At 69.9% G+C, this 20,062-nt stretch carries 27 protein-coding genes; 10 read left to right on the top strand and 17 right to left on the bottom strand.

Annotation, left to right across the window (positions count from 1 at the left end):
* Positions 1-58: 58 nt before the first annotated feature.
* Positions 59-904, bottom strand: a complete 846-nt coding sequence (locus VH914_20280; protein HEX4493551.1) for a helix-turn-helix domain-containing protein — start codon at positions 902-904, stop codon at positions 59-61.
* A gap of 132 nt (positions 905-1,036) precedes the next feature.
* On the opposite strand from VH914_20280, the gene VH914_20285 reads away from it, so the two are divergent.
* Positions 1,037-1,960: an NADP-dependent oxidoreductase gene (locus VH914_20285; GenBank protein ID HEX4493552.1), complete on the top strand. Its 924-nt coding sequence runs from the start codon at positions 1,037-1,039 to the stop codon at positions 1,958-1,960.
* Between the two features lie 68 nt (positions 1,961-2,028).
* Here VH914_20285 and VH914_20290 read toward each other — a convergent pair whose 3' ends face one another.
* Positions 2,029-3,162, bottom strand: coding sequence for a hypothetical protein (locus VH914_20290; GenBank protein HEX4493553.1), 1,134 nt, complete (start codon positions 3,160-3,162; stop codon positions 2,029-2,031).
* Between the two features lie 149 nt (positions 3,163-3,311).
* Here VH914_20290 and VH914_20295 point away from each other — a divergent pair, with 149 nt between their 5' ends.
* Together VH914_20295 and VH914_20300 are read left to right on the top strand one after the other, a co-directional pair.
* Positions 3,312-3,953 carry an RNA polymerase sigma factor gene (locus VH914_20295; protein ID HEX4493554.1) on the top strand — a complete coding sequence of 214 codons (642 nt, stop codon included), beginning with the start codon at positions 3,312-3,314 and terminating at the stop codon, positions 3,951-3,953.
* A complete protein-coding gene (locus VH914_20300) occupies positions 3,950-4,207 on the top strand; it encodes a zf-HC2 domain-containing protein (GenBank protein ID HEX4493555.1) in 258 nt (85 codons plus the stop codon). Before VH914_20295 ends, VH914_20300 begins: the two co-directional genes overlap by 4 nt.
* 10 nt (positions 4,208-4,217) lie before the next feature.
* Here VH914_20300 and VH914_20305 read toward each other — a convergent pair whose 3' ends face one another.
* From VH914_20305 to VH914_20320, 4 genes are all read right to left on the bottom strand, one after another.
* Complete coding sequence (locus VH914_20305; protein HEX4493556.1) at positions 4,218-5,462, bottom strand: diguanylate cyclase; 1,245 nt, start codon at positions 5,460-5,462, stop codon at positions 4,218-4,220.
* Between the two features lie 37 nt (positions 5,463-5,499).
* A complete protein-coding gene (locus tag VH914_20310) occupies positions 5,500-5,697 on the bottom strand; it encodes an amidohydrolase family protein (protein ID HEX4493557.1) in 198 nt (65 codons plus the stop codon).
* Positions 5,698-5,734: 37 nt separating this feature from the next.
* Entirely contained in the window at positions 5,735-6,493 is a 759-nt protein-coding gene (locus VH914_20315; GenBank protein ID HEX4493558.1) for an SDR family NAD(P)-dependent oxidoreductase, read from the bottom strand.
* Positions 6,494-6,605: 112 nt separating this feature from the next.
* A complete protein-coding gene (locus VH914_20320; protein ID HEX4493559.1) occupies positions 6,606-7,442 on the bottom strand; it encodes an SDR family oxidoreductase in 837 nt (278 codons plus the stop codon).
* Positions 7,443-7,600: 158 nt separating this feature from the next.
* Here VH914_20320 and VH914_20325 point away from each other — a divergent pair, with 158 nt between their 5' ends.
* Positions 7,601-9,157, top strand: coding sequence for a PQQ-binding-like beta-propeller repeat protein (locus VH914_20325; protein ID HEX4493560.1), 1,557 nt, complete (start codon positions 7,601-7,603; stop codon positions 9,155-9,157).
* Positions 9,158-9,198: 41 nt separating this feature from the next.
* Here VH914_20325 and VH914_20330 read toward each other — a convergent pair whose 3' ends face one another.
* Positions 9,199-10,464 (bottom strand): DegT/DnrJ/EryC1/StrS family aminotransferase, encoded by a 1,266-nt coding sequence (locus tag VH914_20330; protein HEX4493561.1) that lies wholly within the window; start codon positions 10,462-10,464, stop codon positions 9,199-9,201.
* Between the two features lie 120 nt (positions 10,465-10,584).
* On the opposite strand from VH914_20330, the gene VH914_20335 reads away from it, so the two are divergent.
* Positions 10,585-11,082: a hypothetical protein gene (locus VH914_20335; protein ID HEX4493562.1), complete on the top strand. Its 498-nt coding sequence runs from the start codon at positions 10,585-10,587 to the stop codon at positions 11,080-11,082.
* Between the two features lie 69 nt (positions 11,083-11,151).
* A complete protein-coding gene (locus VH914_20340; protein ID HEX4493563.1) occupies positions 11,152-12,375 on the top strand; it encodes an amidohydrolase family protein in 1,224 nt (407 codons plus the stop codon).
* Between the two features lie 48 nt (positions 12,376-12,423).
* Here the strand turns inward: VH914_20340 and VH914_20345 are convergent, their stop codons facing one another.
* Positions 12,424-13,203: a 2OG-Fe(II) oxygenase gene (locus VH914_20345; GenBank protein HEX4493564.1), complete on the bottom strand. Its 780-nt coding sequence runs from the start codon at positions 13,201-13,203 to the stop codon at positions 12,424-12,426.
* Between the two features lie 197 nt (positions 13,204-13,400).
* Between VH914_20345 and VH914_20350 the strand changes: the two genes are divergently transcribed.
* Together VH914_20350 and VH914_20355 are read left to right on the top strand one after the other, a co-directional pair.
* On the top strand, positions 13,401-13,832 hold the full coding sequence (locus tag VH914_20350) for a hypothetical protein (protein ID HEX4493565.1): 432 nt from the start codon (positions 13,401-13,403) through the stop codon (positions 13,830-13,832).
* A 137-nt stretch (positions 13,833-13,969) separates the two neighbouring features.
* Entirely contained in the window at positions 13,970-14,296 is a 327-nt protein-coding gene (locus VH914_20355; GenBank protein HEX4493566.1) for an STAS domain-containing protein, read from the top strand.
* A 4-nt stretch (positions 14,297-14,300) separates the two neighbouring features.
* Here the strand turns inward: VH914_20355 and bfr are convergent, their stop codons facing one another.
* From bfr to VH914_20385, 6 genes are all read right to left on the bottom strand, one after another.
* On the bottom strand, positions 14,301-14,771 hold the full coding sequence (gene bfr, locus VH914_20360) for a bacterioferritin (protein ID HEX4493567.1): 471 nt from the start codon (positions 14,769-14,771) through the stop codon (positions 14,301-14,303).
* Between the two features lie 45 nt (positions 14,772-14,816).
* Positions 14,817-15,014 carry a (2Fe-2S)-binding protein gene (locus VH914_20365; protein HEX4493568.1) on the bottom strand — a complete coding sequence of 66 codons (198 nt, stop codon included), beginning with the start codon at positions 15,012-15,014 and terminating at the stop codon, positions 14,817-14,819.
* Positions 15,008-15,253: a hypothetical protein gene (locus VH914_20370; GenBank protein HEX4493569.1), complete on the bottom strand. Its 246-nt coding sequence runs from the start codon at positions 15,251-15,253 to the stop codon at positions 15,008-15,010. Before VH914_20370 ends, VH914_20365 begins: the two co-directional genes overlap by 7 nt.
* Positions 15,254-15,325: 72 nt before the next feature.
* On the bottom strand, positions 15,326-15,790 hold the full coding sequence (locus tag VH914_20375; protein HEX4493570.1) for a hypothetical protein: 465 nt from the start codon (positions 15,788-15,790) through the stop codon (positions 15,326-15,328).
* The gene (locus tag VH914_20380) at positions 15,787-16,296 is read right to left on the bottom strand and encodes a DUF4383 domain-containing protein (protein ID HEX4493571.1); all 510 of its coding nucleotides are present in this window, start codon (positions 16,294-16,296) and stop codon (positions 15,787-15,789) included. The genes VH914_20375 and VH914_20380 overlap by 4 nt, the downstream gene beginning before the upstream one ends.
* Before the next feature lie 73 nt (positions 16,297-16,369).
* Complete coding sequence (locus tag VH914_20385) at positions 16,370-17,263, bottom strand: DegV family protein (protein ID HEX4493572.1); 894 nt, start codon at positions 17,261-17,263, stop codon at positions 16,370-16,372.
* A 105-nt stretch (positions 17,264-17,368) separates the two neighbouring features.
* On the opposite strand from VH914_20385, the gene VH914_20390 reads away from it, so the two are divergent.
* Together VH914_20390 and VH914_20395 are read left to right on the top strand one after the other, a co-directional pair.
* Complete coding sequence (locus VH914_20390) at positions 17,369-18,034, top strand: VC0807 family protein (GenBank protein HEX4493573.1); 666 nt, start codon at positions 17,369-17,371, stop codon at positions 18,032-18,034.
* Entirely contained in the window at positions 18,031-18,774 is a 744-nt protein-coding gene (locus VH914_20395; protein ID HEX4493574.1) for an alpha/beta fold hydrolase, read from the top strand. Before VH914_20390 ends, VH914_20395 begins: the two co-directional genes overlap by 4 nt.
* Here VH914_20395 and VH914_20400 read toward each other — a convergent pair.
* From VH914_20400 to VH914_20410, 3 genes are all read right to left on the bottom strand, one after another.
* Complete coding sequence (locus tag VH914_20400) at positions 18,771-19,040, bottom strand: hypothetical protein (GenBank protein HEX4493575.1); 270 nt, start codon at positions 19,038-19,040, stop codon at positions 18,771-18,773. The two genes, VH914_20395 and VH914_20400, sit on opposite strands and share 4 nt — an antisense overlap.
* A 19-nt stretch (positions 19,041-19,059) precedes the next feature.
* The gene (locus VH914_20405; GenBank protein HEX4493576.1) at positions 19,060-19,311 is read right to left on the bottom strand and encodes a hypothetical protein; all 252 of its coding nucleotides are present in this window, start codon (positions 19,309-19,311) and stop codon (positions 19,060-19,062) included.
* A gap of 70 nt (positions 19,312-19,381) precedes the next feature.
* Positions 19,382-20,014, bottom strand: coding sequence for a hypothetical protein (locus tag VH914_20410; GenBank protein HEX4493577.1), 633 nt, complete (start codon positions 20,012-20,014; stop codon positions 19,382-19,384).
* Between the last annotated feature and the right edge of the window lie 48 nt (positions 20,015-20,062).

Here is a 20,062-nt window from a genome sequence, read left to right on the forward strand (position 1 = left end):
AGGTTACGTTCGCGGCGTCAGCTTTCCCACGGGGATCGGTCACACGCCGGCGCCGCTGTCAGGATGATTGACGCTCACCGCGCTCGCGCAGCACCTGACGCACGCGCTCGTGCGAGAGCCCGGCCGCCGCGCCCACCTGCCGCAGGCTGTGACCCGCCTCGACCGCGTCGACGAGGCTGTCGTGCAGCGAGCGCTGCGCCCGCTCCGCCGTCGTCGCCCGCGCCCGCACGCGCGCCAGCGCGGCCGGTCGGGTCTCGTCACCGTCTCCGCCCGCCGACTGCATCACGAGATCGGTGAATCGACCGAAGGCTTCGTCGGATGGCGGCGGCTCGTCGAGCGCCGCGAACACCATGCGGCCGAACGTGAGCAGCGCGAACAGACGCGCGAGCTCGTCGGTGCGGAGCGCGGGATCGATGACGCCGAGCGCGACACCCTTGTCGTTCGCCTCCTTCATCGCGTCGAGGTAGGTCTCGAGGCCGCGACGCAAGATGCGCTTCACGTGCGGATCGCGACGCGCGACGACGATCACGTCGAGCAGCAGGAGCATGCCGCGGTCCGGCGGGGTCGCGAGACCGTGGCTCATGATGCGCGACGCCTCGCTCCACGGCAGCGCGGCGAGACCCGCGATCGAGTCGACGACATCGGCCGCAGGCGTGAGCCCGACCGTCGCGAGCAGCAGGTCGAGCTTGCCCGCGAAATGCGCGTACAACGCACCGGTCGTCACGCCGGCGCGCTCCGCGATTCCCGCGACCGTCGCCTCCTCGTAGCCGCGCGTCGAGAACTCCTCGAACGCCGCGTCGACGAGCGCAGCGCGCGAGTTCGCGCGCGGACTCTCACTCGCGCGCGACGCGCGGCGGAGGAGATCGAGGTCGCCGCCCGCTTCCGTCGCCTCGACGTCGGCCATCCGCGGCAGCGTACCGGTGCTGCGGTGACCAGGCCCCGGGACCCGAGCTCTACGGTCGATGTCGATTCCGCGGTCGCCCGTTCGTCGAATGGGTACGCGAAACGTGATCCCCCCAGTCACAAGGAGGCCGCCATGAAGGCTGTTCGCATCCGGGAACCCAAGGGGCTCGAAGGAATCGAAGGTCTCGAGTACGAGGACGCGCCCGATCCCCAAGCCATGATCGGCGACGCGCTCGTGGAGGTTCGAGCCGCGAGCTTCACGCCGACGGAGCTGTTGTGGCCGCTCGCGAACGACCGCATGGGCCACCCGCGCGGCGCGCGGATCCCCGCGCACGAAGGGTCGGGCGTCGTGGTCGCGCTCGGCTACGGCGCCGCGGGCTTCGACGTCGGCGACGAGGTGTTCGGCCTCATCGACGGCTACCGCGACGGATGGGCAGCCGAGTACGTCGCCATCGAGGTGCGCAGCCTGGCGAAGAAGCCGGCGACGATCGACTTCGTGCAAGCCGCCGCGATCCCGCAGGCCGCGCTCACGTCGTGGCAGGCACTGTTCGACCATGGCCATCTCGAGCGCGGGCAGACGGTCGTGATCCACGGCGCCGGCGGCGGCGTCGGGACGATGGCGGTACCGCTCGCACACTGGGCGGGCGCGCATGTCATCGGCACCGGCCGCGCCGACGCGCGTGACCGTGTGCTCGCGCTCGGTGCCGACGAGTACGTCGACGTCGAGCAGGACGACTGGGACAAGGCCATTCCCCCGGTCGAGCTCGTGTACGACATCATCGGCGGCGACGTGCTCGCGCGTTCCGCCGCGCTCGTGAAGCCGGGCGGCGCGCTCGTTTCGATCATGGTGGAGTCGTCGACCGATCGCACCGACATCCGCACGGTGAGCTTCGTCCGCGACGCGAGCGGCGCGCAGTTGCGCGAGATCGCGCGCCTCGTCGACGACGGCACGCTGCGCGCCGAGGTCGGCGCGGTCTACCCGCTCTCCGACACGCGCGGCGCGTTCATGGACAAGTCCACGAAGCACATCCCCGGCAAGGTCGTGCTCACACCGTGAGCGACCGAGGGCTCGCGACCGCACCTGCCGGTCGCGAGCCCTCGGGTAGAAGCAGTTCGCCGCGAACGTCAGACGGCGACGATGCCCTCGCCGCCGACCGCGCTGGCAACGGTGACGCTGCCCACGCTCGTGAGCGATCCGTCGCTGCCCACGTGGAAGCCGTCGACGATCCCGCTCGCGCCGGTCTGCACGTACAGGTAGCGACCAGCCGCGCTCGCGGCGGCGTCGACCGTGCCCGCGTCGGTCGTCGTGGCACCGAGCAGCGTGAGCGCGCCATTCGCTGCGGGTTGGACACGGCTGATGGAGCCGCTCCCCGCGTTCGACGCGAACAGGTAGCCCTGCGCGCCGGCGATCCAACACGTTGCGGCCTGACCGGTCGCGACCGAGTCGAGCGCGTGGATCGTGCCGTCGTGGTTCAGCTCGAACGACGCGACCGCGTTCGTGCCCGCCTCGGCAAGCACGAGATGACGCGAGTGGTCGAACGCGATCGCGAACGGCACCGCGCCCGGCAGCGCGTTCACGGTCGGCGCCGACAGCTCACCGAAGTAGCCGACGCGGAACACGTCGACGTCGTTGCCGTTCGCCTTCGTCGTGACGACGAGCTGCTGGCCCGACGGCGAGAACGCGACCTGACCCGGCGTGTTCACGAACTCCGGTGACGCGGTGGAGTCGAGTCCGAGGTCCGCGCGCGCGTGCCGCAACGGAATCAGACGACCGTTGCGGAGCCCGTAGCCCTGCACGACGCCACCGTCGCGCGCGTTCAACACGTACACGAGGTCGTCGTGCACCGCGACGCTCACGGGGAACTGGCCGCCCGACGCGATCACCTGCCGCCGCGTCAGGTGGTCACCGGACGCCGAGAACACCGAGACGCTGTCGCTGCCCGCGTTCACGGCGAAGAGCAGGCCGTGATCGCGGTCGTAGGTCAGGGAGCCTTGCGACGCGAGGTGGTCGACGACCGATCCGTCGAGCACTCCGCCGCGTCCGCCGGTCGAGTAGGTGCCGGCGAGCGTCAAGGCACCGTTCGCGCCGCGGTGATAGGCGACGACGTGATTGCCGGCCGGATCGTCGGTCTGCACGAAGACGGCATGGTCGGCGCCGGTCGCCGGCGCGTGGGCCGCGACCGCCGCGAATGCGGGCGCGGGCAATGCGAACGCCGCGCCGAGCGCGACGGTCGCGAGGATGCGGAACGGAGATCTCATGCATTTCCTCCGGGATCGATGACAAGTGGTTCTCCGTTCAGTGGGCCGGACCGCTCCCGCGTTACAGAAAAGATTTGGCAATCTCGTGTAACGAAAGACCGCGCCCGCCCGACTGAGACGCATGACGCGAGCGGCCTACGCTCACCACCGTGCCCGGAGCGGACTTCACGGACGACGTCGTCCTCACGAAGGCGCTCACCGCGCGCGACGGCGACGCGTTCGCGTATCTCGTCGATCACTACCACTCGGCACTCGTGCGGCTCGCGCAGCAGTACGTTCCGAGTCGCGCGATCGCCGACGAGGTGGTGCAGGAGACGTGGCTCGCGATCATCCAGGGCATCGACGGTTTCGAACACCGCGCGAGCCTCAAGACGTGGATGTTCAAGATCCTCGTGAACATCGCACGCTCGCACGGCGCGAAGGAGCACCGCACGATCCCGTTCGCGACGAACGCGACGTCGGCCGACGAGCCGGCGGTCGATCCGCACCGGTTCCGGCGCTTCACGCTTCACGGGCGCGGGCAGTGGAAGGAACCTCCGTGCCCGTGGCCCGGGCCCGAGCAACGCGCGATCGACGGCGACACGGCGGCGACCATCCACGATGCGATCGAGCGGTTGCCACCGGACCAGCGCGAGGTCGTGACGATGCGTGACGTGCTCGGTTGGTCCGCCGCCGAGGTGTGCGACGCGCTCGCGATCACCGACGGCAACCAGCGCGTGCTGCTGCACCGCGGCCGTTCGAAGGTGCGCGCCACGCTCGAACGCCGCAACGACGAAGGTCGCGACCGATGAGCGCCGCGTCCGCCTACGTGTGCCGGCAGTTCGTCGAGGACGTCACCGCGTACCTCGAAGGCACGCTTCCCGACGACGTGACGCGGCTCGTCGAGGAGCATCTCGCCGACTGCCCGCACTGCCGTGAGTACCTCGCCCAGATGCGCCGCACGATCGCGTTGACGCACGAGATCGGCGAACGCGACATCGACCGCATGCCCGCCGAGTTGCGCGACCGGCTCCGCCGCGCGTTCGACGAGCCGGCGCCGGAGTGACTCGCAGTCTCTAGCGCGTCCCGACGAGCTCGTCGCGCGTGCGCTCGGCCTGCTTCTTGGCGTACATCAGCGCGTCGGCGCGTTCGATGAGCGTGTCGGCCGGGATCGGCTCGGCCGTCCACGACGAGCCGACGCTTGCGTGCAGCTCGATCACGGCACCGTTGATGTCGACGGGACCTTCGAGCGCGAGCCGGATCCGGCGCGCGATGCGCTGCGCGTGCTGCTCGTCGGTGACTCCCGGGCACAGCACCAGGAACTCGTCGCCACCGAAGCGACCAACGCGGTCCTGCTGGCGGATCGCGGTGTGGAGCCGCTGCGCGGCACAGCGTAGGAACGCGTCGCCGGTCGCGTGCCCGAAGCGGTCGTTCACGAACTTGAAGCGGTCGAGGTCGACGAAGACGACCGCGGTGCCCTCGGGCCTCGGTGTCGCGAGCTCGTCCTCGAGCATCTGCAGCACGGTCCCCCGATTGAGGCAGCCGGTCAGCGCGTCGATCGACGCGCGCACCTCGAGCTCGCGCCGGAGCAGCACGCGGTCGGTCACGTCGTTCACGCAGCCGACCGCGCCGACCGGCGCACCGGTCGAATCGGTGAGCGGACGCAACGACACCACGCACACGCGCTCGCACGGAACCCCGTCGGCGCGCGGCACGTCGAGTCGGAGCTCCACGTCGTCGGCGCGTTCGCCGGCGAGCGTCGCGGCCGCCGCGCGCGCGAGCAGCGCGCGGTCCTCGGGGACCACGTTCGCGAACTGACCGTCGATCCGCGCCGCCGGCGCGGTACCGAGGATCTCGAAGAGTTGGTCGTTCGTGAACACGATCGTGCCCGCACGATCGAACTGGAAGATGCCGACCGGCAGCGCGTCCGAGAGCCGGCTCAGCAGCTCTTCACGCGCGCGCAGCTCCTCCTCGATCCCGACCTGCTCGACGCTGACGCGTTGCATCGTGGTGTGAATGGTCTGGCCGTCGAGCTCGCACCGGTTCGTGACCTCGACCCAGACCCACCGGCCGTCGGCGCTCTGATAGCGACCGCGCCAGAGCCAGGTCTCGTCGGGTGCGGTGATCATGTCCATCCACGCGGCGACGGCCGGGCCCTGGTCCTCGGGATGAATGAGCCGCGTCGACGGCTGCCCCACCAGCTGGTCGGGCTGCCAGCCGAGCAGGTCGACGACCGATTCCTCGACCCACGTCACGAGCCCCGCGGCGTCCCGCGTCATGGCGACGACCAAGCCGTCGGGCTCCGATTCGACCTCCGACATCGAGAAAGAAGTCGGCCGCCGGAGGCACCGGCTTGAGCTACCAGAAGTTGTAGAGGGGGCGGGCGTTGAGCTCGCCGATCTGGCGGGCGTCGTCGTCGGGGATGTCGAGCACGGCGTCGGCCAGGACCCTGCGGCGCTCCGGCCAGTTCGAGTCGTTGGGAGGGAAGTCGCACTCCCACATGCACTTGTCGAGCCCGATGAGATGCCGGTTCAGCACGGCGTAGCGGTCGGCCACCCCGCCGTCCTGGAGGGCGAGCGTGCGAGCCCGACCATCATTTCGGGGCGAATCGCTGGCCGCCGTCGAGGCGGATGCACGAGCCGTTGAGCATGGGCGTCTCGACGATCGCGACGACGAGCCGCCCGTACTCGTCCGGGCGCCCCATGCGCTTGGGGAACGCGGCGTCCTTCGTGAGCACGTTTGCGAACTCGTCGGGGATGCCCTCGGTGAGGCCCGTGCTGAACAGGCTCGGCGCGATCGCGAGCGTGCGGATGCCGAGGCTTCCGAGATCGCGCGCCATCGTGAAGACCATGCCCGCGATGCCGGCCTTCGCGGCCGTGTACGCGACCTGGCCGATCTGGCCCTCGAACGCCGCGATCGACGCGGTGTCGACGATCACGCCGCGCTCTTCGTCCTCGGGCTCGTTCGTCGACATGTGCCATGCCTGCAACCGGTTCAGGTTGAACGTTGCGACGAGGTTCAGGTTGATGACCTTCTGGAAGTCGGCGAGCGGGTGCGGCGCGTCGCGACCGACGGTGCGCATGCCGATGCCGCCGCCCGCAGTGTTCACCGCGATGTGCAAGCCGCCGAGCGCGTCGACCGCTTCGCTCAGTGCGAGCTCCGCGCCTTCGAAGTCGGTGACGTCGACCGGATGGAACGTGCCGCCGAGCTCCTTCGCGACCTCGGCACCGGCCGACGCGGGCAGGTCCATGATCGCGATCGACGCGCCGCGCGCGTGCAGCATCTCGGCCGATGCCTTCGCCATCCCCGACGCGCCGCCGACGACGACCGCTTTCTTACCGTTGATGTCCATTGGGTCTCTCCCCGGTCAAGGATTCGCAGGAACGGCGAGCGAAGCGAGTGCGACCATCAGCTCAGAGATTCGGTCCCGCAGGAACGGCGAGCGAAGCGAGTGCGACCATCAGCTACAGCGCGCCGTAGCGACCGAGCAGGAAGTGCACGGCCGGTGTGGCGTCGGGGAACGAACCGGTGATGCCCGAGGCGAAGTAGCCCGCGTCGGTGATCAACGTCTGCCCCGCGATCGCGGAGGCCGCGTCGCTGCAGAGGAACAGCAGCGTGTTCGCCTGCTCGAGCGGAGTTGCGGCTTCGACGCCGACCGCTTCGCGGTAGTCGGCTCCGAAGCCGAGCCACATGTCCTTGTTCGCCTGTGCGAGCGGCGTGTCGGTCGGACCGGGACAGATCGCGTTGATGCGGATGCCCTGCTTGAGGAACGCCATCGCTTCGCGCGCGACGTAGGCGCAGATCGCCTGCTTGCTCCACATGTAGTCGGCCTTGCCGTGATCGATCGCCCACTGCGACGCGGCGTCGAAGTCCTCCACATCGAGGTACTCCTTCACCAGGTCGAGGTTCGCTTCCCAACCGAGCCCGGCCGCGGAGGAGATGAAGCCGATCGAAGAGCCGCGCGGCAACCAGTTGCGCTCGAGCAACCGGTTGATCAGGTAGCGGTGACCGATGAAGTTGATCTTCTCGATGCCGGGCGTGCCGTCGGCGACGCCCGCACACGAGAACACCGCGTCGAAGGGTCCACTGATCTCGCCGAGCGCGCCGTCGATCGACGCCTGGTCGGCGAGGTTCACCTTGACCTTCTTCGCGCCCTCGAGCTCGATGTCGGCGAAGTCCATGCCGATGACCTCGGCACCCGCGTCGAGCGCGACCGCAGCCGTCGCCGCACCCATCCCGCTTGCCGCGCCCACCACGAGCACTCGCTTCCCGTCGTAGCGGAACGCGTCGAACAGACCCATTGCAATCTCCTCCTGCTTCGCGTCGCGCCGTGCGACCGATCGGGAGTCTGCACCACCCGCGCGGCCCCGCGCCCGTTCGCCGTTCGCGACTCGTGTCGCATCGGCACCCGGATCGGCGAACGCACGGGCATCCAAAACGCCGTACCCTCCCCTGCCTCATGCGGAGAATCGGTGGCCTGGCCTGCGCGCTCGTCATCGCGGTGGTCGCGGCGTCGTGCAGCAGCACCGGGTCGCACGCAACCAGCGGGGCGACCGCGTCCACGGCGCCACCGCTGACCGTGCAGCCGACCAGCGGTGTCGCGGGCATTCCGAGCGAGGTGAGCGCGAACGCGGACGACTGGCCGCTCCCCGGCCGCGACTACTCGAACTCGCGCGCCACGAACGCGAGCGCGATCACGAGTGCGAACGTCGCGCAGCTGAAGCCGCGTTGGACCGCGACACCGAGCGGCATCGGCGCGCTCTCGACCGCGCCGATCGTCACGAAGGACACGATCTACCTGCAGGGCGGCACGGGCGAGATCGTCGCGATCGATCGCGCGACCGGCCACACGCGCTGGACGCGCGCGACGGGCTTCAACATCGGACCGTTCGGTGCGGCCATCGCGAACGGCCGCGTCTTCGGCGACGACGGTTCGAGCGGTGTGATCGCGCTCGACGCGAAGACCGGAGCGGTCGACTGGCGCACGCGCATCACGACGACGAAGACGCTCGGCGTCGACGTCCAACCCACCGTGTTCGCGGGTCTCGTCCTCGCGAGCAGCGTGCCGGTGAGCGCCGGCGGCATCTACGCGGGTGGCGACGTCGGCCGCCTCGTCGCGCTCGACGCCGCGACCGGCAAGATCCGCTGGCATTTCGACACGGTCAAGGGCGGTACCGCGCTGTGGGGCAACCCGGGCGTGAACTCGGGCGGCGGCGCGTGGTACCCGCCGGCGATCGACGTGCGCCGGCGCGCGGTGTACTTCGGCACCGCGAATCCCGCGCCGTTCCCCGGCACGAGCGCGTATCCGAACGGAACGAGTCGCCCCGGGCCGAACCTCTACACCGACTCACTCGTCGCGCTGAACGTCGACACCGGCAAGCTGCTCTGGTACCACCAGGTCACGGCGCACGACCTGTTCGACCGCGATCAGGTGCACGCGATGCTCGCGTCGATGGGCAACGGCGATCAGGTCGTGATCAGCGCAGGCAAGTCCGGCGTCGTCGTCGCGCTCGACCCTGCGACCGGCAGGGTCGTGTGGCAACGCGCGATCGGACAGCACCACAACGACGACCTCACCACGCTCCCCGGCCCGACCGAGATCGCGCCGGGCACGTACGGCGGTGTCGAGACGCCGCCGGCAGCCACGATCGGCGTCGCGTACTTCGCGACCGTGAACGAGCCCGTGACCCTCGAGCCGAACAAGACCGCGTACTTCGGCGCGCAGATGGGCAAGCACGACGGCGAGGTCGTCGCGCTCGACGTCGCGACCGGCACGGTGGAGTGGGACACCAAGGTGCCCGGCGATCCGCTCGGCGGCGTCGCCGTCGTGAACGACCTCGTGTTCACGTCGCTGCTCGACGGCACGGTCGTGGCGATCAATATCGACACCAGCAAGATCGTCTGGAAGTACAAGACGAAGGGCGGCATCAACGGCTTCCTGTCGATCGCGGGCAACACCGTCTACGTCCCCGTCGGTCAGGCGAGCCCGCCGGAACTTCTCGCCCTCTCGCTCTGAGCTTTCTGGTCGCACTCGCTTCGCTCGCCGCTCCTGACGCCTCAGACTTCGGGCCGGACGGGCGGCGAAGCCACCCGCCCCTTCCCGCGGCTTGCGAGGAACGCCTCGACGCACTCGCCGATGTAGTCGCAGTCCGAGTCGTCCATCGAGTGGTTGTTCGGCAGCACCAAGCCCCACTCCATCACCCGGTCCGCGTTCGGCAGTCCGCGGTCGGGCTGACGGAACTCGCGCGCGCGGAACGCGGGCTGGCGCGCCGCGTTGCCCGTCCACACCATGCGCGTGTCGACACCGCGTTGCTCCATCCAGTGCTGCAGCTCCGACCGACGGATCCCCGACTCCGGCCGGATCAGCACGGGAAACATGTGCCAGCCGGTGTCGACGCCGTCGGTCAGTCGCGGCAGGGTGAAGCAGTCCGGCCACCGGGCGAACCACGAGCTCGTCCGCTCGAAGTTGCGTTGCCGCCGCGCGAGGTTGTCGCCGAGCTTGTCGAGCTGAACCAACCCGAAGGCGGCCGAGAGCTCCGACGGCTCGAAGTTCCAGCCGACCTCGTCGAAGATGAAGAGGTTGTCGTACTCGATGTCGCCGTCGATCGTGCTGAAGAAGCGACGGTCCGCGCCCTTCGTCGAACCGAACAGCTGCACCTCCGAACGTCGGCCCCAACGGCGGAGGAGCAGCGCGCGATCGGCGAGCGCGTCGTCGTCGAAGCACACCATGCCGCCGGTCCCCGCGGCCGTGATGATGTGCGAGAGCGCGAAGCTCGTGAGACTGATGTCGGCGCGCGTTCCGGTCGGCGTGCCGCGCAGCGTCGATCCGAGCGCGTCACACGAGTCCTCGACGACCCGGAGTCCGTGACGATCGGCGATCGCGCGGATCGCGTCCCAGTCGGGCACGTTCCCGATGAGGTTCGGTGCGAGGATGGCGCGCGTGCGCGGACCGATCATCACTTCGATCGCGTCGACGTCGATCTGGAACGTGTCGACGGTGACGTCGACGAACACCGGCACGAGCCGGTTGCGGAACATCGGCGCGAGGTCCGTGGAGAACGTGACCGGTGCCGTGATGATCTCGTCGCCGGGTTCGAGGTCGAGCACTTCGATCGCGAGGTAGAGCGCAGAGCTCCCCGAGTTGCACATCACACCGCGCCGCTTGGCGAAGAGCGCGGCGACCCGTTGTTCCATCGCGCGCACGTTCCGGCCGATGCGCAACGCGGTCGGCCCACCGCGCAGCACGGCGACGACGGCCTCGATCTCGCGCTCGTCGTGCACCGAGCCCGCGTAGTCGATGCGCCGCGGCGCCCCGCTCGTCATGGGCCGGAAGTATCGCGGCGCCGGCGCCCGCTCGTTTTGCGCCGCGTTTGCCCGGCGGCGCGAGAACGACAGGGCACGCGTCGGCGCGTGGGCGTCGACGCACTCTGTGGGGAGGCAACGATGGCGACCGAGGACACCCCGATTCAAGGCACTTCGCTCGCGCTGACCCGCGTCACCGGCGCCGGCACGACGATCACGTCGCTCGGCACCGCGGCGGTCGCGCTGTTCACGATCAACGCGGGCGACCCCGACGGCGTGAAGATCGCCAAGATCGCGGCCGCCGCCATGATCATCGCGGTCGGTCTGCTCGCGACTTCGTGGGTCACCGCGGCCGATGTGCGTGCCCGCGGCAACGCGGCCGCGGCGAATCCGGCGCCGGCGAGCCCGACCGTGCCCGCCCCGGCGAATGGTGCCGCGAAGCAGAACGGCTCGGTTCCGGTCGGCGGCGCGGTGTGGGTGACCGTCCGCGACCACGGCGACCAGCCGTTCCTGCTCGTCGAGGCCCAGCACCTGGCCGACGACCACACGCGTTACTTCGTCAGCCGCAACAACGAGCGCCCCACCTGGGTGCTCGAGGACGACATCGAGTCGTGGAGCGTCGGCGCACCGTCGACGTAGCGCATCGGACCCGAACCTGACGGCGGTGTCATAATTCGCGCTCACCGCCCGGCAGGCTCGAGGAGCGCAATGGAACTCCCGAAGATCATCAGTGTCGACGATCACGTCGTCGAGCCGGCCCACGTCTGGCAGACGTGGCTGCCCGAGAAGTGGCGGGAGCGCGGCCCGCACGTCGAGCGCAAGCGCTGGGGTGCATTCCGCCTCCGCAAGGGCGCCAAGTACGAGATGACCGAGGACGCCGAGGGCGAGTGGGGCGACGCCTGGATCTACGACGGCAACCTCATCTACGTGCAGAAGAAGTTCGTCGCGATTCCGAAGATCGCCACGAAGAACGACGATCCGTCCACGTTCGACAAGACGGTCATGACGATGACCGCGACGACGTATGACGACATGCGCCCCGGTTGCTGGGACCCCAAGGAGCGCAAGAAGGACTTCGAGCTCAACTGGGTCGACGGCTCACTGCCGTTCCCGACGTTCCCGCGCTTCTGCGGCCAGACGTTCTACGAAGCCGACGACAAGGAGCTCGCGCTCGCCTGCGTCGAGGCGTACAACGACTGGATGGTCGAGGAGTGGTGCGACCCCTCGATCGGCATCAACATCCCGTGCTGCATCATGCCGCTCTGGGATCCGCAGCTCGCGGCGCGGGAGATCGAGCGCAACGCGAAGCGCGGCGTGCGCGCGGTCTGTTTCTCCGAGCTGCCCACGCGACTCAACCTGCCGAGCATCCACACCGGGCACTGGGACCCGATGTTCGCGGCGTGCGACGCGACGGGCACCACGGTGTGCATGCACGTCGGGTCGTCGTCCTCCGACCCCGCGTCGTCGGCCGACGCACCGGGCGGCGTCGGCAGCATGGTGGCGTTCAACAACTCGATGGCATCGCTCGGCGACTACCTCTTCAGCGGGAAGATGCGCCAGTTCCCGAAGCTGAAGATCGCGTACTCCGAAGGTCAGATCGGGTGGATCCCGTACGCGCTCGAGCGGGCCGACACGGTGTGGGAAGAGCACAACGCCTGGCTCAACTCGAAGAAGCTCATCCCCGAACCGCCGTCGACGTACTACTACGAGCGCGTCTTCGGGTGCTTCACCTGGGACTCGCACGGCGTGCGCTCGCTCGACGAGGTCGGCGAGAACAACATCTGCTTCGAGACCGACTACCCGCACACCGACACGACGTGGCCGAACTCGAAGGCGTACTGCGAGAAGATCCTGCAGGACGTCGACGAGCAGCAGGCGTACAAGATCCTGCGCGGCAACGCGATCCGAATGCTGGAGCTCGATCGGAAGTAGACGCGCGCTCCCGTGTGACGGAGCCGAGAGCGAAGCGAGCGCGACCAGTCAGTACGTGTCGCGGCGGCTGCTCTTGCGGGAGCGCCTCCGCACCTGCGTCGTGAGCTCGCGGAAGAACTCCGACGCGGTCGGCCACACATCGCGCCGTCGTTCCGACGGCCGGCGCGACCAGCGCAGCATCGGCGGGCTCGGCGTGAGCGCGGGCGCCTCGTGCGAGTACAGCCGGCTCGACAACGCAACCCGCAGACCCGCGTCCGGCGCGAGCGCTTCGACACCGTGCGGGTGCGCGCGCGTCGGTTCGAACACGACCAGCCGGCCCGGCACCGGCTCGATGCGCTGTCCGATCGCCGACATGTCGCTCGGCCAGAGCTCGAGCCGCCCGCCCATTCCGGGCTTCCAGTCGCTGCAGTAGTAGAGGACGACCGCGCGATTCCAGAGGCCCGTGTGGGGATGGACCGGGAAGTCTTCGTGCACGCGCTGCCATCCCCCGGCCGGGTAGACGAAGAGGCCCGCGCGACAGAAGGTCGGATCGGTCTCGAGTCCGTCGATCCCGGTGACGGTCTGGACGAAGTCGGTGAGCACCGAACCGCTCAGGACGTCGAGCGCCTCGCGCGTCGTCGGGCCGAGACCGTCCGCTTCGAGCGAGCTGAGCTTGTACTGACGGCGCGAGCGGCGACGGACGAGCGCGCTCTCCGAGAGCGCGGCGGCCTCGGTCGCCACGCGCGCGGGGACGTCGGCCGGGAGGATGCCGTCGACGACGAGGTGCGGCCACGGCGTGGCGCGCTGGTACTCGTCTCGCAGCGCCGTCCAGTCGAGCGCCTCCAGCAACCCAGCTCCCTTCCGTGGGCCCCCCGACGCGCCGGCGCGGCGGAGCGCCCTCACCAGGTTCCCACCTTATTTGGTTCGGCCTGAAATGCCGGTTTCGGACCCAATGGTGAAACGAGCCCCGGACGCTGGCCGTTCACCCGAGTCGCCCCTGCCGCGCACGGTCCCCGCGGGCATGCCGGCACAAATATCCTGGGGCCGTGCGCTTCCGGCGGGAGACGGATGCGGGTGTTCCTTCGCTCCACGCGGGCGCGGACGACCGCGAGTTCGTGGCAGCCGACGTGACGCCCGCCGCGATCGTGCAGCTGTACGACGACTACCTGTCGAGCGAGGCCGACAAGATCGTCGCGCCGCTCGTCGGCAAGTGGCTGCGCGTCGCCGGACCACGCGGCTATCCCGTGCCCCGCCGCCGCGGCGTGACCCTGCTCCGGTTCGACCGACGGGCCGTCGAGCCGTACACGCGCGTCGAGATGAAGTTCCACGGGCCCGACGCCCGGCAGCTGCTCAATGCGATCCCGCGCGGAACCGAGGTCGTGATCGTCGGCACCCTCGCTTCGGTGACGCGTTCGCAGGTCGTCCTCGACCACTGCGAGATCGAGAGTGCGAACCTCCGTTCGTCGCCGCCGCCCTGACCTGGGAAGGCGCGCGACCCGCGCTGAAGAGTCGATGAACTCCGCGACGAGCCCGTTGCAAACGGCGCCGCGGCTTCCCTACCCTGAGCGGGTCGGGTTCGATGCGATTCACGCGTCGCCGGACCGAGGGAGTTGCAATGGCGCTGGCCTGGCAGTCATCGGCCTGGGTCGATGTGGGTGACGAGCAAGGTGCCGTCGTGTTGCGCGTCGGCGGCGAGCTCGACGAGGCGAGCCGGTCGGCCGTCGAGCCGGCGGTGATGGCGGCGGTGCAGAGCGCGTCGCACGTCATCCTCGACCTGGGCTCGTTGACGTTCTGCGACTCGTCGGGCATCGCGATGATCGTCCAGGCCGCCGAGACCGCGCGTCAGCGCGACTGCCGCATCGCCGTCGACCACGCGACTCCCACCGTGCGGCGCATCTTCGACATCGCCAACCTCGGCGAGATCGTGGACCTTCGCCAGTAGCGCCTCAGTCGTGGATCTGCGCGGCGAGGTAGTGCGCGTCGCCGACCTGCTGCAGCAGCTCGAGTTGGGTCTCGAGCCAGTCCGCGTGGTCCTCCTCGCCGTGCAGGATCGACGCGAGCAGATCGCGGCTGCCGTTGTCGCCGCGCTCGATGCACAGCGGGATGCCGGTGTTGAGACGCGCGATCGACTCCTTCTCGAGCTCCAGCGCGAGCGCGAGCTTCTCGGGCACGTTCTCGCCGACGCGCACGGTGCCGAGTCGTTGCAGGTTCGGATGCCCTTCGAGATAGAGGATGCGCTCGATCAATGCGTCGGCGTCCTTCATCTCGTCGATCGACTCCTCGCGGAAGTGCGCCGCGAGCACGTCGTAACCCCAGTTCTTCGCCATCTTCGCGTCGACGAAGTACTGGTTCACCGACGTCAGCTCGGCGGTGAGCACGTCGTTGAGCAACTCGATGACGTCGGCGTCACCGCGCATGGAAGACCTCCGGGCGTCGAGTGGATGCGAGCCTACGACCGCGGCTCAGGCCGCGGCACCGACCGGCTCGCGACCGCGCGCTGCGAGGTGCTCGGCGAGGAGTCGCTCGAGCGCGGGGCTGCATCCACCGCAGCGGCTCGCGGCCGCGCAGCGGTCGGCGACCTCTTCCACGGTGGTCGCGCCCTCGACGATCGCGCCGATCACGGCGCGGTCGGTCACCGCGCGGCAGGAGCAGATCACCATCGCGTTCGGCCTCGTTCGCCGCGGTGCTCGATACGGAGCGGCACGCCCGCGTCGGCGAGACGGTTGGCGGCGGCGAGCGGCACGCGGAACGTGTGGGGATAGCGGTGCGCGACGCCGGTCACCTCGGCCACGGAGTGCGGGCCGCCGACGATCACGCGCACCTCGTCGATCCGCCGCAGGCCGCGCACGCACTCGGGCAGCTCCGCGGAGTCGGTGGGGCGGGGTCGGACCGCACGCATATCCCTAATGTAAGGCTCACCTAAGTCAGACGCAAGTCCGGGATCGCCCACACGGGCCACCGAAGGGTGCATTCAGCGCCCGGCGGCGAACGCGGCGGCGGTCGTGCAGCCGTAGGCCAGGTGCGGCACCACGTCGGAGGCCCAGTCGGACGGGCTCCAAGTGCGGGGATCGGTGACGTCGAGCGCGGCCATCGGCCCGATGGTCAAGGCCATCGCGGCGCCGCCGAGCAGGACGCCCGCGAGCGCGGGCGGCGGCCGGAGGCCGAGACCGCGCAGGGCGCCGTAGGCCGCGCCGACCACGACCCCGGTCGCGATGCCGCTCAACGCGCCGAGGGCCGACGTCCGGTGCTCGCGTACGTCGTCGGACCCGGGCACCTCGACGCCGGCCGCGTCGGCCGCGGTCTCGACCGTCTGCGCGGGCGTGTCGCTCTCGGGTCGACCCCGAAGCGTCATGTCCGCGTAGGTGACCGCGTTGAGCGCGGTCGTGCCCGCCGCGCCGGCGAGCACACCGCGCCACAAAGAACGAAAGAAACTCATACCGCTCCGTAGTGCGAGTCGTGCAGATCGCGCACGATCACGCGAGAGAACGTGCGATGACGCGCCGGTAGCGACGAGAGCCACGCAGCACCGAGCATTGCGATGCCGATGCCGAGGTACGCCCAGTCGTCGGCGCGGTTCAGCGCGAGGTAGTTGACCGTGTGGTAGTCGATCACGACGTGTCCGTACACGAACACCGCGACCGACAGCAGGCCGCCGAGCGCGAGGATCGCGCGCGCCGACATCGCGCGCATCGCGGCGAGCACCGCGATCGCCCCGAACGCGATGTTGCCGACGAGCACCGTGCGCGAGACCCGGAAGTGATCGAAGAGAACGGTGCGCGACGTCTGGTTCCACGCCAGCGCGCCGTGATGTGTCGTCGTCACCGACAAGAAGCCAAGGATGCCGACGACGATGAACCCGATCCCGAACACCAGGGCAAGCGCCTGCACGGCCGGCGCCATGTGATCGGGTGCCGAGTCCTCGATGACCGATGTTGCCGCCATTGGAACCTCCCAACGTTCGAGGCCCGCCGGGTTTCGCGCTACCCGCGCCCTTGCATCGACAAACGGTCGGCGGTCACGCGGCGCGCTCGGCATCCCAATACCACGCGAGCCCCGCGAGACCGGTTCCGGTGTGCGCGACCATCACGGTTCCGAACGCACCGACGTAACCGCGCGCGGCAGGAAACCGCTCGCGTAGCGGGGTGAGAAGTTGGTCGGCGGCATCGACGGCCGACGCGTGCATCGCGGCGATGTGCAATCCCGCGCCGTCGGTCGCGCGCGTCGCGTGCGTTGCGCGCGCCGATGCGATCACCGCGCCGGTGATGCGATCGAGTGCGGCTTCCCAGCTCAGCGCGGGCCGGCGGGGCCGGGCCTTGCCGTCGACGAACTCGAACACGGGTACGACGCGGAGCCGCCGGCGCGCCCACTCCGCGACCTCGGGCACTCGACCGCTGCGCGCGAGCTGTTCGAAGCTGCGGAGCGCCGCGATCAAGCGCACGCGATCGCACACGCGGAGCGCGGCCGCCTCCGTGTCGGCGAGCGACGCGTCCTGCGCGGCGGCGTCGGCCGCGGCAACCACCGCGAGCCCTTCACCGCCGGCGGCGGTGCTCGTGTCGACGACGTGCACGCGATCCCCGTACGGGCGCGCCGCAATCAACGCGGACGCGTGCGAAGCGCTCATCGTCGACGCGACCGTCAGCACGAGCGCGCGGTCGGCCGTCTCGAGCGCGTGTTGGATCGCGACGTCGTAGTCACCGGGTGTCGGCGCCGCCGTCGACACGTCGGTCGCACTCGCGACGAGCTCGAGCGGACGCGCGCCCTCGGGCTCCGTCGCGCCGTCGATCGTCACCGACATCGGCACGATCGAGACGCGGGAATCATCGACGACTTCACGCGGAAGTGTCGCGGCACTGTCACTAATGATCGCGACCGACATCGTCGAAGCGATACCCGCCGAACGCCGCGGCATTCCCCGGCGCGCGCGACACGCGGGGAGCAGGGATCTGCGATGATGCGAGCGCGTCGAGCACACGGCGGTTGGGGCCCCGTCACCGACGCGTCGCGGGGGTGACGGTTGACCTGTCCTGGGCACATTGAGATCCCGAAGATCAGCGCGCTGGCGCGTCACGCGTTGCCGCGCGTGATCGAAGGCAGCGTCGCACCGGTCGCGATCTTCCTCGTCGTACTGCGGCTGTTCGGTGTGAACGGTGCGATCGTCAGCGGCCTTGCGTGGTGCGGCTGCGCGATCGGGGCACGCGTCCTCACCGGCCGGAGGGTTCCCGGCATCCTCGTCCTCGGCACGGTGACGCTCGTCGTGCGCACGACGCTCGCGCTGCTCACCGGCAGCGCGTTCGTGTACTTCCTGCAGCCGTCGCTCGCGACCGCGGGGCTCGCACTCGTGTTCACGAGCTCGGTCGTGCTGAACCGCCCGCTCGCGGCGGTGCTCGCGCATGACTTCTGCCCGCTCCCGCCCGACTTCGTCGCCGACCCGCGCGTGCGTCGCGTCTTCTCGCAGATCACGTTGATCTGGGCCGCAACGCAGATCACGAACGCGGCCGTGACGCTCTGGTTGCTGCTCTCGCAGTCGACGGCGACGTTCATGCTCGCTCGCACCGCGATGTCGTTCACGCTGACGCCGCTCGCCGTCGTCGCGTCGACGGTGCTGTTCCTGCGCGCGATGCGCCGTCACGGGATCCGCGTCACCTTCGGCGGCCGCGTCGGATCGGCGGTCGCGGCATGACCTTCAGCACGGACATCGTGCCGGCGTGGACGACGACCGACGGCGTCGAGATCGCCGGCCGGCACTGGGAGGCCGACCGGTCGCACTCACGCGAGGTCGCGGTCGTGCTCGCGCACGGGTTCACCGCGTCGAGTCACGAGACGCATGTCGTCGCGCTCGCCTCGACGCTCGCCGCCGCCGGCTACGAGGTCGTGAGCTATGACGCGCGCGGGCACGGCGCGTCGGGCGGCCTGTCGACGCTCGGGGATGCCGAACGTTTCGACGTCGCCGCCGCGTACGGGGTCGCGGCGACCATCGCGCCGCGTGTCGTGCTGGTCGGTGCGTCGATGGGCGCGGTCGCCGTACTGCGGCACGCCGCGTTCGCACCTGCGGTCGACGGCGTCGTCGTCCTCAGCTGCCCGGCGCGCTGGCGTTTGCCGCGATCGGCGGGCGGTGCGGCCGCGGTCGCGCTGACGCGTACGCGCCTCGGTCGTCACCTCGCGGCGCGCCAGCTCGGTGTCCGGGTTGCGCCGCGGTGGACCGCGCCCGCGCCGCCAGTGGAGCTCGTTGGGCACGTCGAGGGCGCGCTCGCGATCGTGCACGGCGAGCGCGACCGCTTCATTCCCCCGAGCGCGGCGCGCGAGCTGCACGCGGTCGCGCCGAGCGCGCGACTGCGCGTCGTCCCCGGCCTCGGCCACGGCTTCGCGCCGTTGGCGACCGAGCCGCTCGTCCGCGCAATCGACTGGACGCTCGAGAACTAACCGCGGCGGAGGGCTCGCAGCAGCTCCGCACGTCCCATCTTCGACCGACCGGGGATGTTGCGGCGCTTTGCCTGTTCGTAGAGCTCGGCGCGCGTTTTCGGTGTCGAACCGCCGGTGCGCTTGCGCTTCGCGACCGCGGCCGCCTGCCGTCCGAGCGCGGTGCGCGTCTTCTTCGGCAGGTTGGCGATCGTTCGCTTTTGCTTCGACGCCGACTGTGCCTTCTTGACGTTGCGCTTCGCCGCCGTCCGTTGCCGTTCCGTCGCCACCGGGCGCTCCTCCCGACTGCTACTGGTGCTCCTCGTGCACGTTCTCCGCGTCCTCGGGCTTCGCGAGGTGGCTCTCCACCGCGCGCAGCCGCGGATCGCGACTCGGGTCCTGGTCGATGTCGCCGTGCGCGCGCCGCACCGCGGTCTCCGCCTCTGCCGCTTCGACATCGTCGGGACTGCGGTCCGCGAGCGCCTCGGCTTCCTTCTTGCGGTCGCCGGTCGCGGCGTGCAACACCTGCCGCAACGACGAGGTCTTGTCCTTCGGAGCCATGTCGAACCTCCGTCGATCGAACGGAATCCCTGGCGTACCCAGGCGCGGCGCCTCGTGAACGCGTGCGGCGTCAGCGGGGATCGGCGCGATCCAGGTTCCAGTGCCGTGCCGCGGTCACCAGCCAGTCACCGCTCGGACGAGGGATCAGCGAGAACAGGCTGATCATCCGCTGGCCGCCCTCGCCGTCGTTGTAGAGCAACTCGATCCGAAACGTCCGGCGCTCCTCGATGACCGCGCGCAACCGCTCGTAATCGGCATCGTCGCGATCGCGGATCGCGCCCTGCCAGAACCCGCGATCGCCGGGCCCGACCACCAGATCGCGCGTCAGGCGCCGAAAGTGCTCGGGGTCGCCGTGCTCGATGGACTGGTCGAGGGAGTCGAGGTGCAGGTACCAGCGATCGAGCACCGCGATTCCGGTGCCCACGTTGCGCAACGACATCGTCATGTAGATCGAGTCGCCCGCGACCTCGGCGCTGCCGCAGCCACCCGGCACCTTCACCCAGTGCTCGTCCATGAACCCGATCTTCTCGGGCGGGTCCTCGAGTCGCGACGAGGTGACCAGCGGGCGCAGGCGGGTGAGCAACGACTGCTCGGCGATGCGGGCCGCGCGATTGCTCGATCGCACCGACGTGAACGTCGCGATCGCGAGAACGAGCGTGCCGCCGGCCGTCGAGAGCGACGCGATCGTCGACCAGTCGGCCATGTCGGCACGCTAACCCCCACCCTGGCGACGGAGGTTCGGGAGGCAATC

The sequence above is a fragment of the Acidimicrobiia bacterium genome (assembly GCA_036271555.1).
Classification (GTDB): Bacteria; Actinomycetota; Acidimicrobiia; order IMCC26256; family PALSA-610; genus DATBAK01.

Bases quoted from the DNA above. Each gene is read 5' to 3' on its own strand.
- VH914_20340 (HEX4493563.1), top strand. From the start codon at position 11,152: ATGGAACTCCCGAAGATCATCAGTGTCGACGATCACGTCGTCGAGCCG.
- VH914_20355 (HEX4493566.1), top strand. From the start codon at position 13,970: ATGGCGCTGGCCTGGCAGTCATCGGCCTGGGTCGATGTGGGTGACGAG.
- VH914_20300 (HEX4493555.1), top strand. From the start codon at position 3,950: ATGAGCGCCGCGTCCGCCTACGTGTGCCGGCAGTTCGTCGAGGACGTC.
- VH914_20305 (HEX4493556.1), bottom strand. From the start codon at position 5,462: ATGTCGGAGGTCGAATCGGAGCCCGACGGCTTGGTCGTCGCCATGACG.
- VH914_20380 (HEX4493571.1), bottom strand. From the start codon at position 16,296: ATGGCGGCAACATCGGTCATCGAGGACTCGGCACCCGATCACATGGCG.
- VH914_20405 (HEX4493576.1), bottom strand. From the start codon at position 19,311: ATGGCTCCGAAGGACAAGACCTCGTCGTTGCGGCAGGTGTTGCACGCC.
- VH914_20285 (HEX4493552.1), top strand. From the start codon at position 1,037: ATGAAGGCTGTTCGCATCCGGGAACCCAAGGGGCTCGAAGGAATCGAA.
- VH914_20410 (HEX4493577.1), bottom strand. From the start codon at position 20,014: ATGGCCGACTGGTCGACGATCGCGTCGCTCTCGACGGCCGGCGGCACG.
- VH914_20365 (HEX4493568.1), bottom strand. From the start codon at position 15,014: ATGGTGATCTGCTCCTGCCGCGCGGTGACCGACCGCGCCGTGATCGGC.
- VH914_20335 (HEX4493562.1), top strand. From the start codon at position 10,585: ATGGCGACCGAGGACACCCCGATTCAAGGCACTTCGCTCGCGCTGACC.
- VH914_20385 (HEX4493572.1), bottom strand. From the start codon at position 17,263: ATGCCGCGGCGTTCGGCGGGTATCGCTTCGACGATGTCGGTCGCGATC.
- VH914_20375 (HEX4493570.1), bottom strand. From the start codon at position 15,790: ATGAGTTTCTTTCGTTCTTTGTGGCGCGGTGTGCTCGCCGGCGCGGCG.
- VH914_20370 (HEX4493569.1), bottom strand. From the start codon at position 15,253: ATGCGTGCGGTCCGACCCCGCCCCACCGACTCCGCGGAGCTGCCCGAG.
- VH914_20280 (HEX4493551.1), bottom strand. From the start codon at position 904: ATGGCCGACGTCGAGGCGACGGAAGCGGGCGGCGACCTCGATCTCCTC.
- VH914_20330 (HEX4493561.1), bottom strand. From the start codon at position 10,464: ATGACGAGCGGGGCGCCGCGGCGCATCGACTACGCGGGCTCGGTGCAC.
- VH914_20395 (HEX4493574.1), top strand. From the start codon at position 18,031: ATGACCTTCAGCACGGACATCGTGCCGGCGTGGACGACGACCGACGGC.
- VH914_20320 (HEX4493559.1), bottom strand. From the start codon at position 7,442: ATGGGTCTGTTCGACGCGTTCCGCTACGACGGGAAGCGAGTGCTCGTG.
- VH914_20290 (HEX4493553.1), bottom strand. From the start codon at position 3,162: ATGAGATCTCCGTTCCGCATCCTCGCGACCGTCGCGCTCGGCGCGGCG.
- VH914_20315 (HEX4493558.1), bottom strand. From the start codon at position 6,493: ATGGACATCAACGGTAAGAAAGCGGTCGTCGTCGGCGGCGCGTCGGGG.
- VH914_20325 (HEX4493560.1), top strand. From the start codon at position 7,601: ATGCGGAGAATCGGTGGCCTGGCCTGCGCGCTCGTCATCGCGGTGGTC.
- bfr (HEX4493567.1), bottom strand. From the start codon at position 14,771: ATGCGCGGTGACGCCGACGTCATCGAGTTGCTCAACGACGTGCTCACC.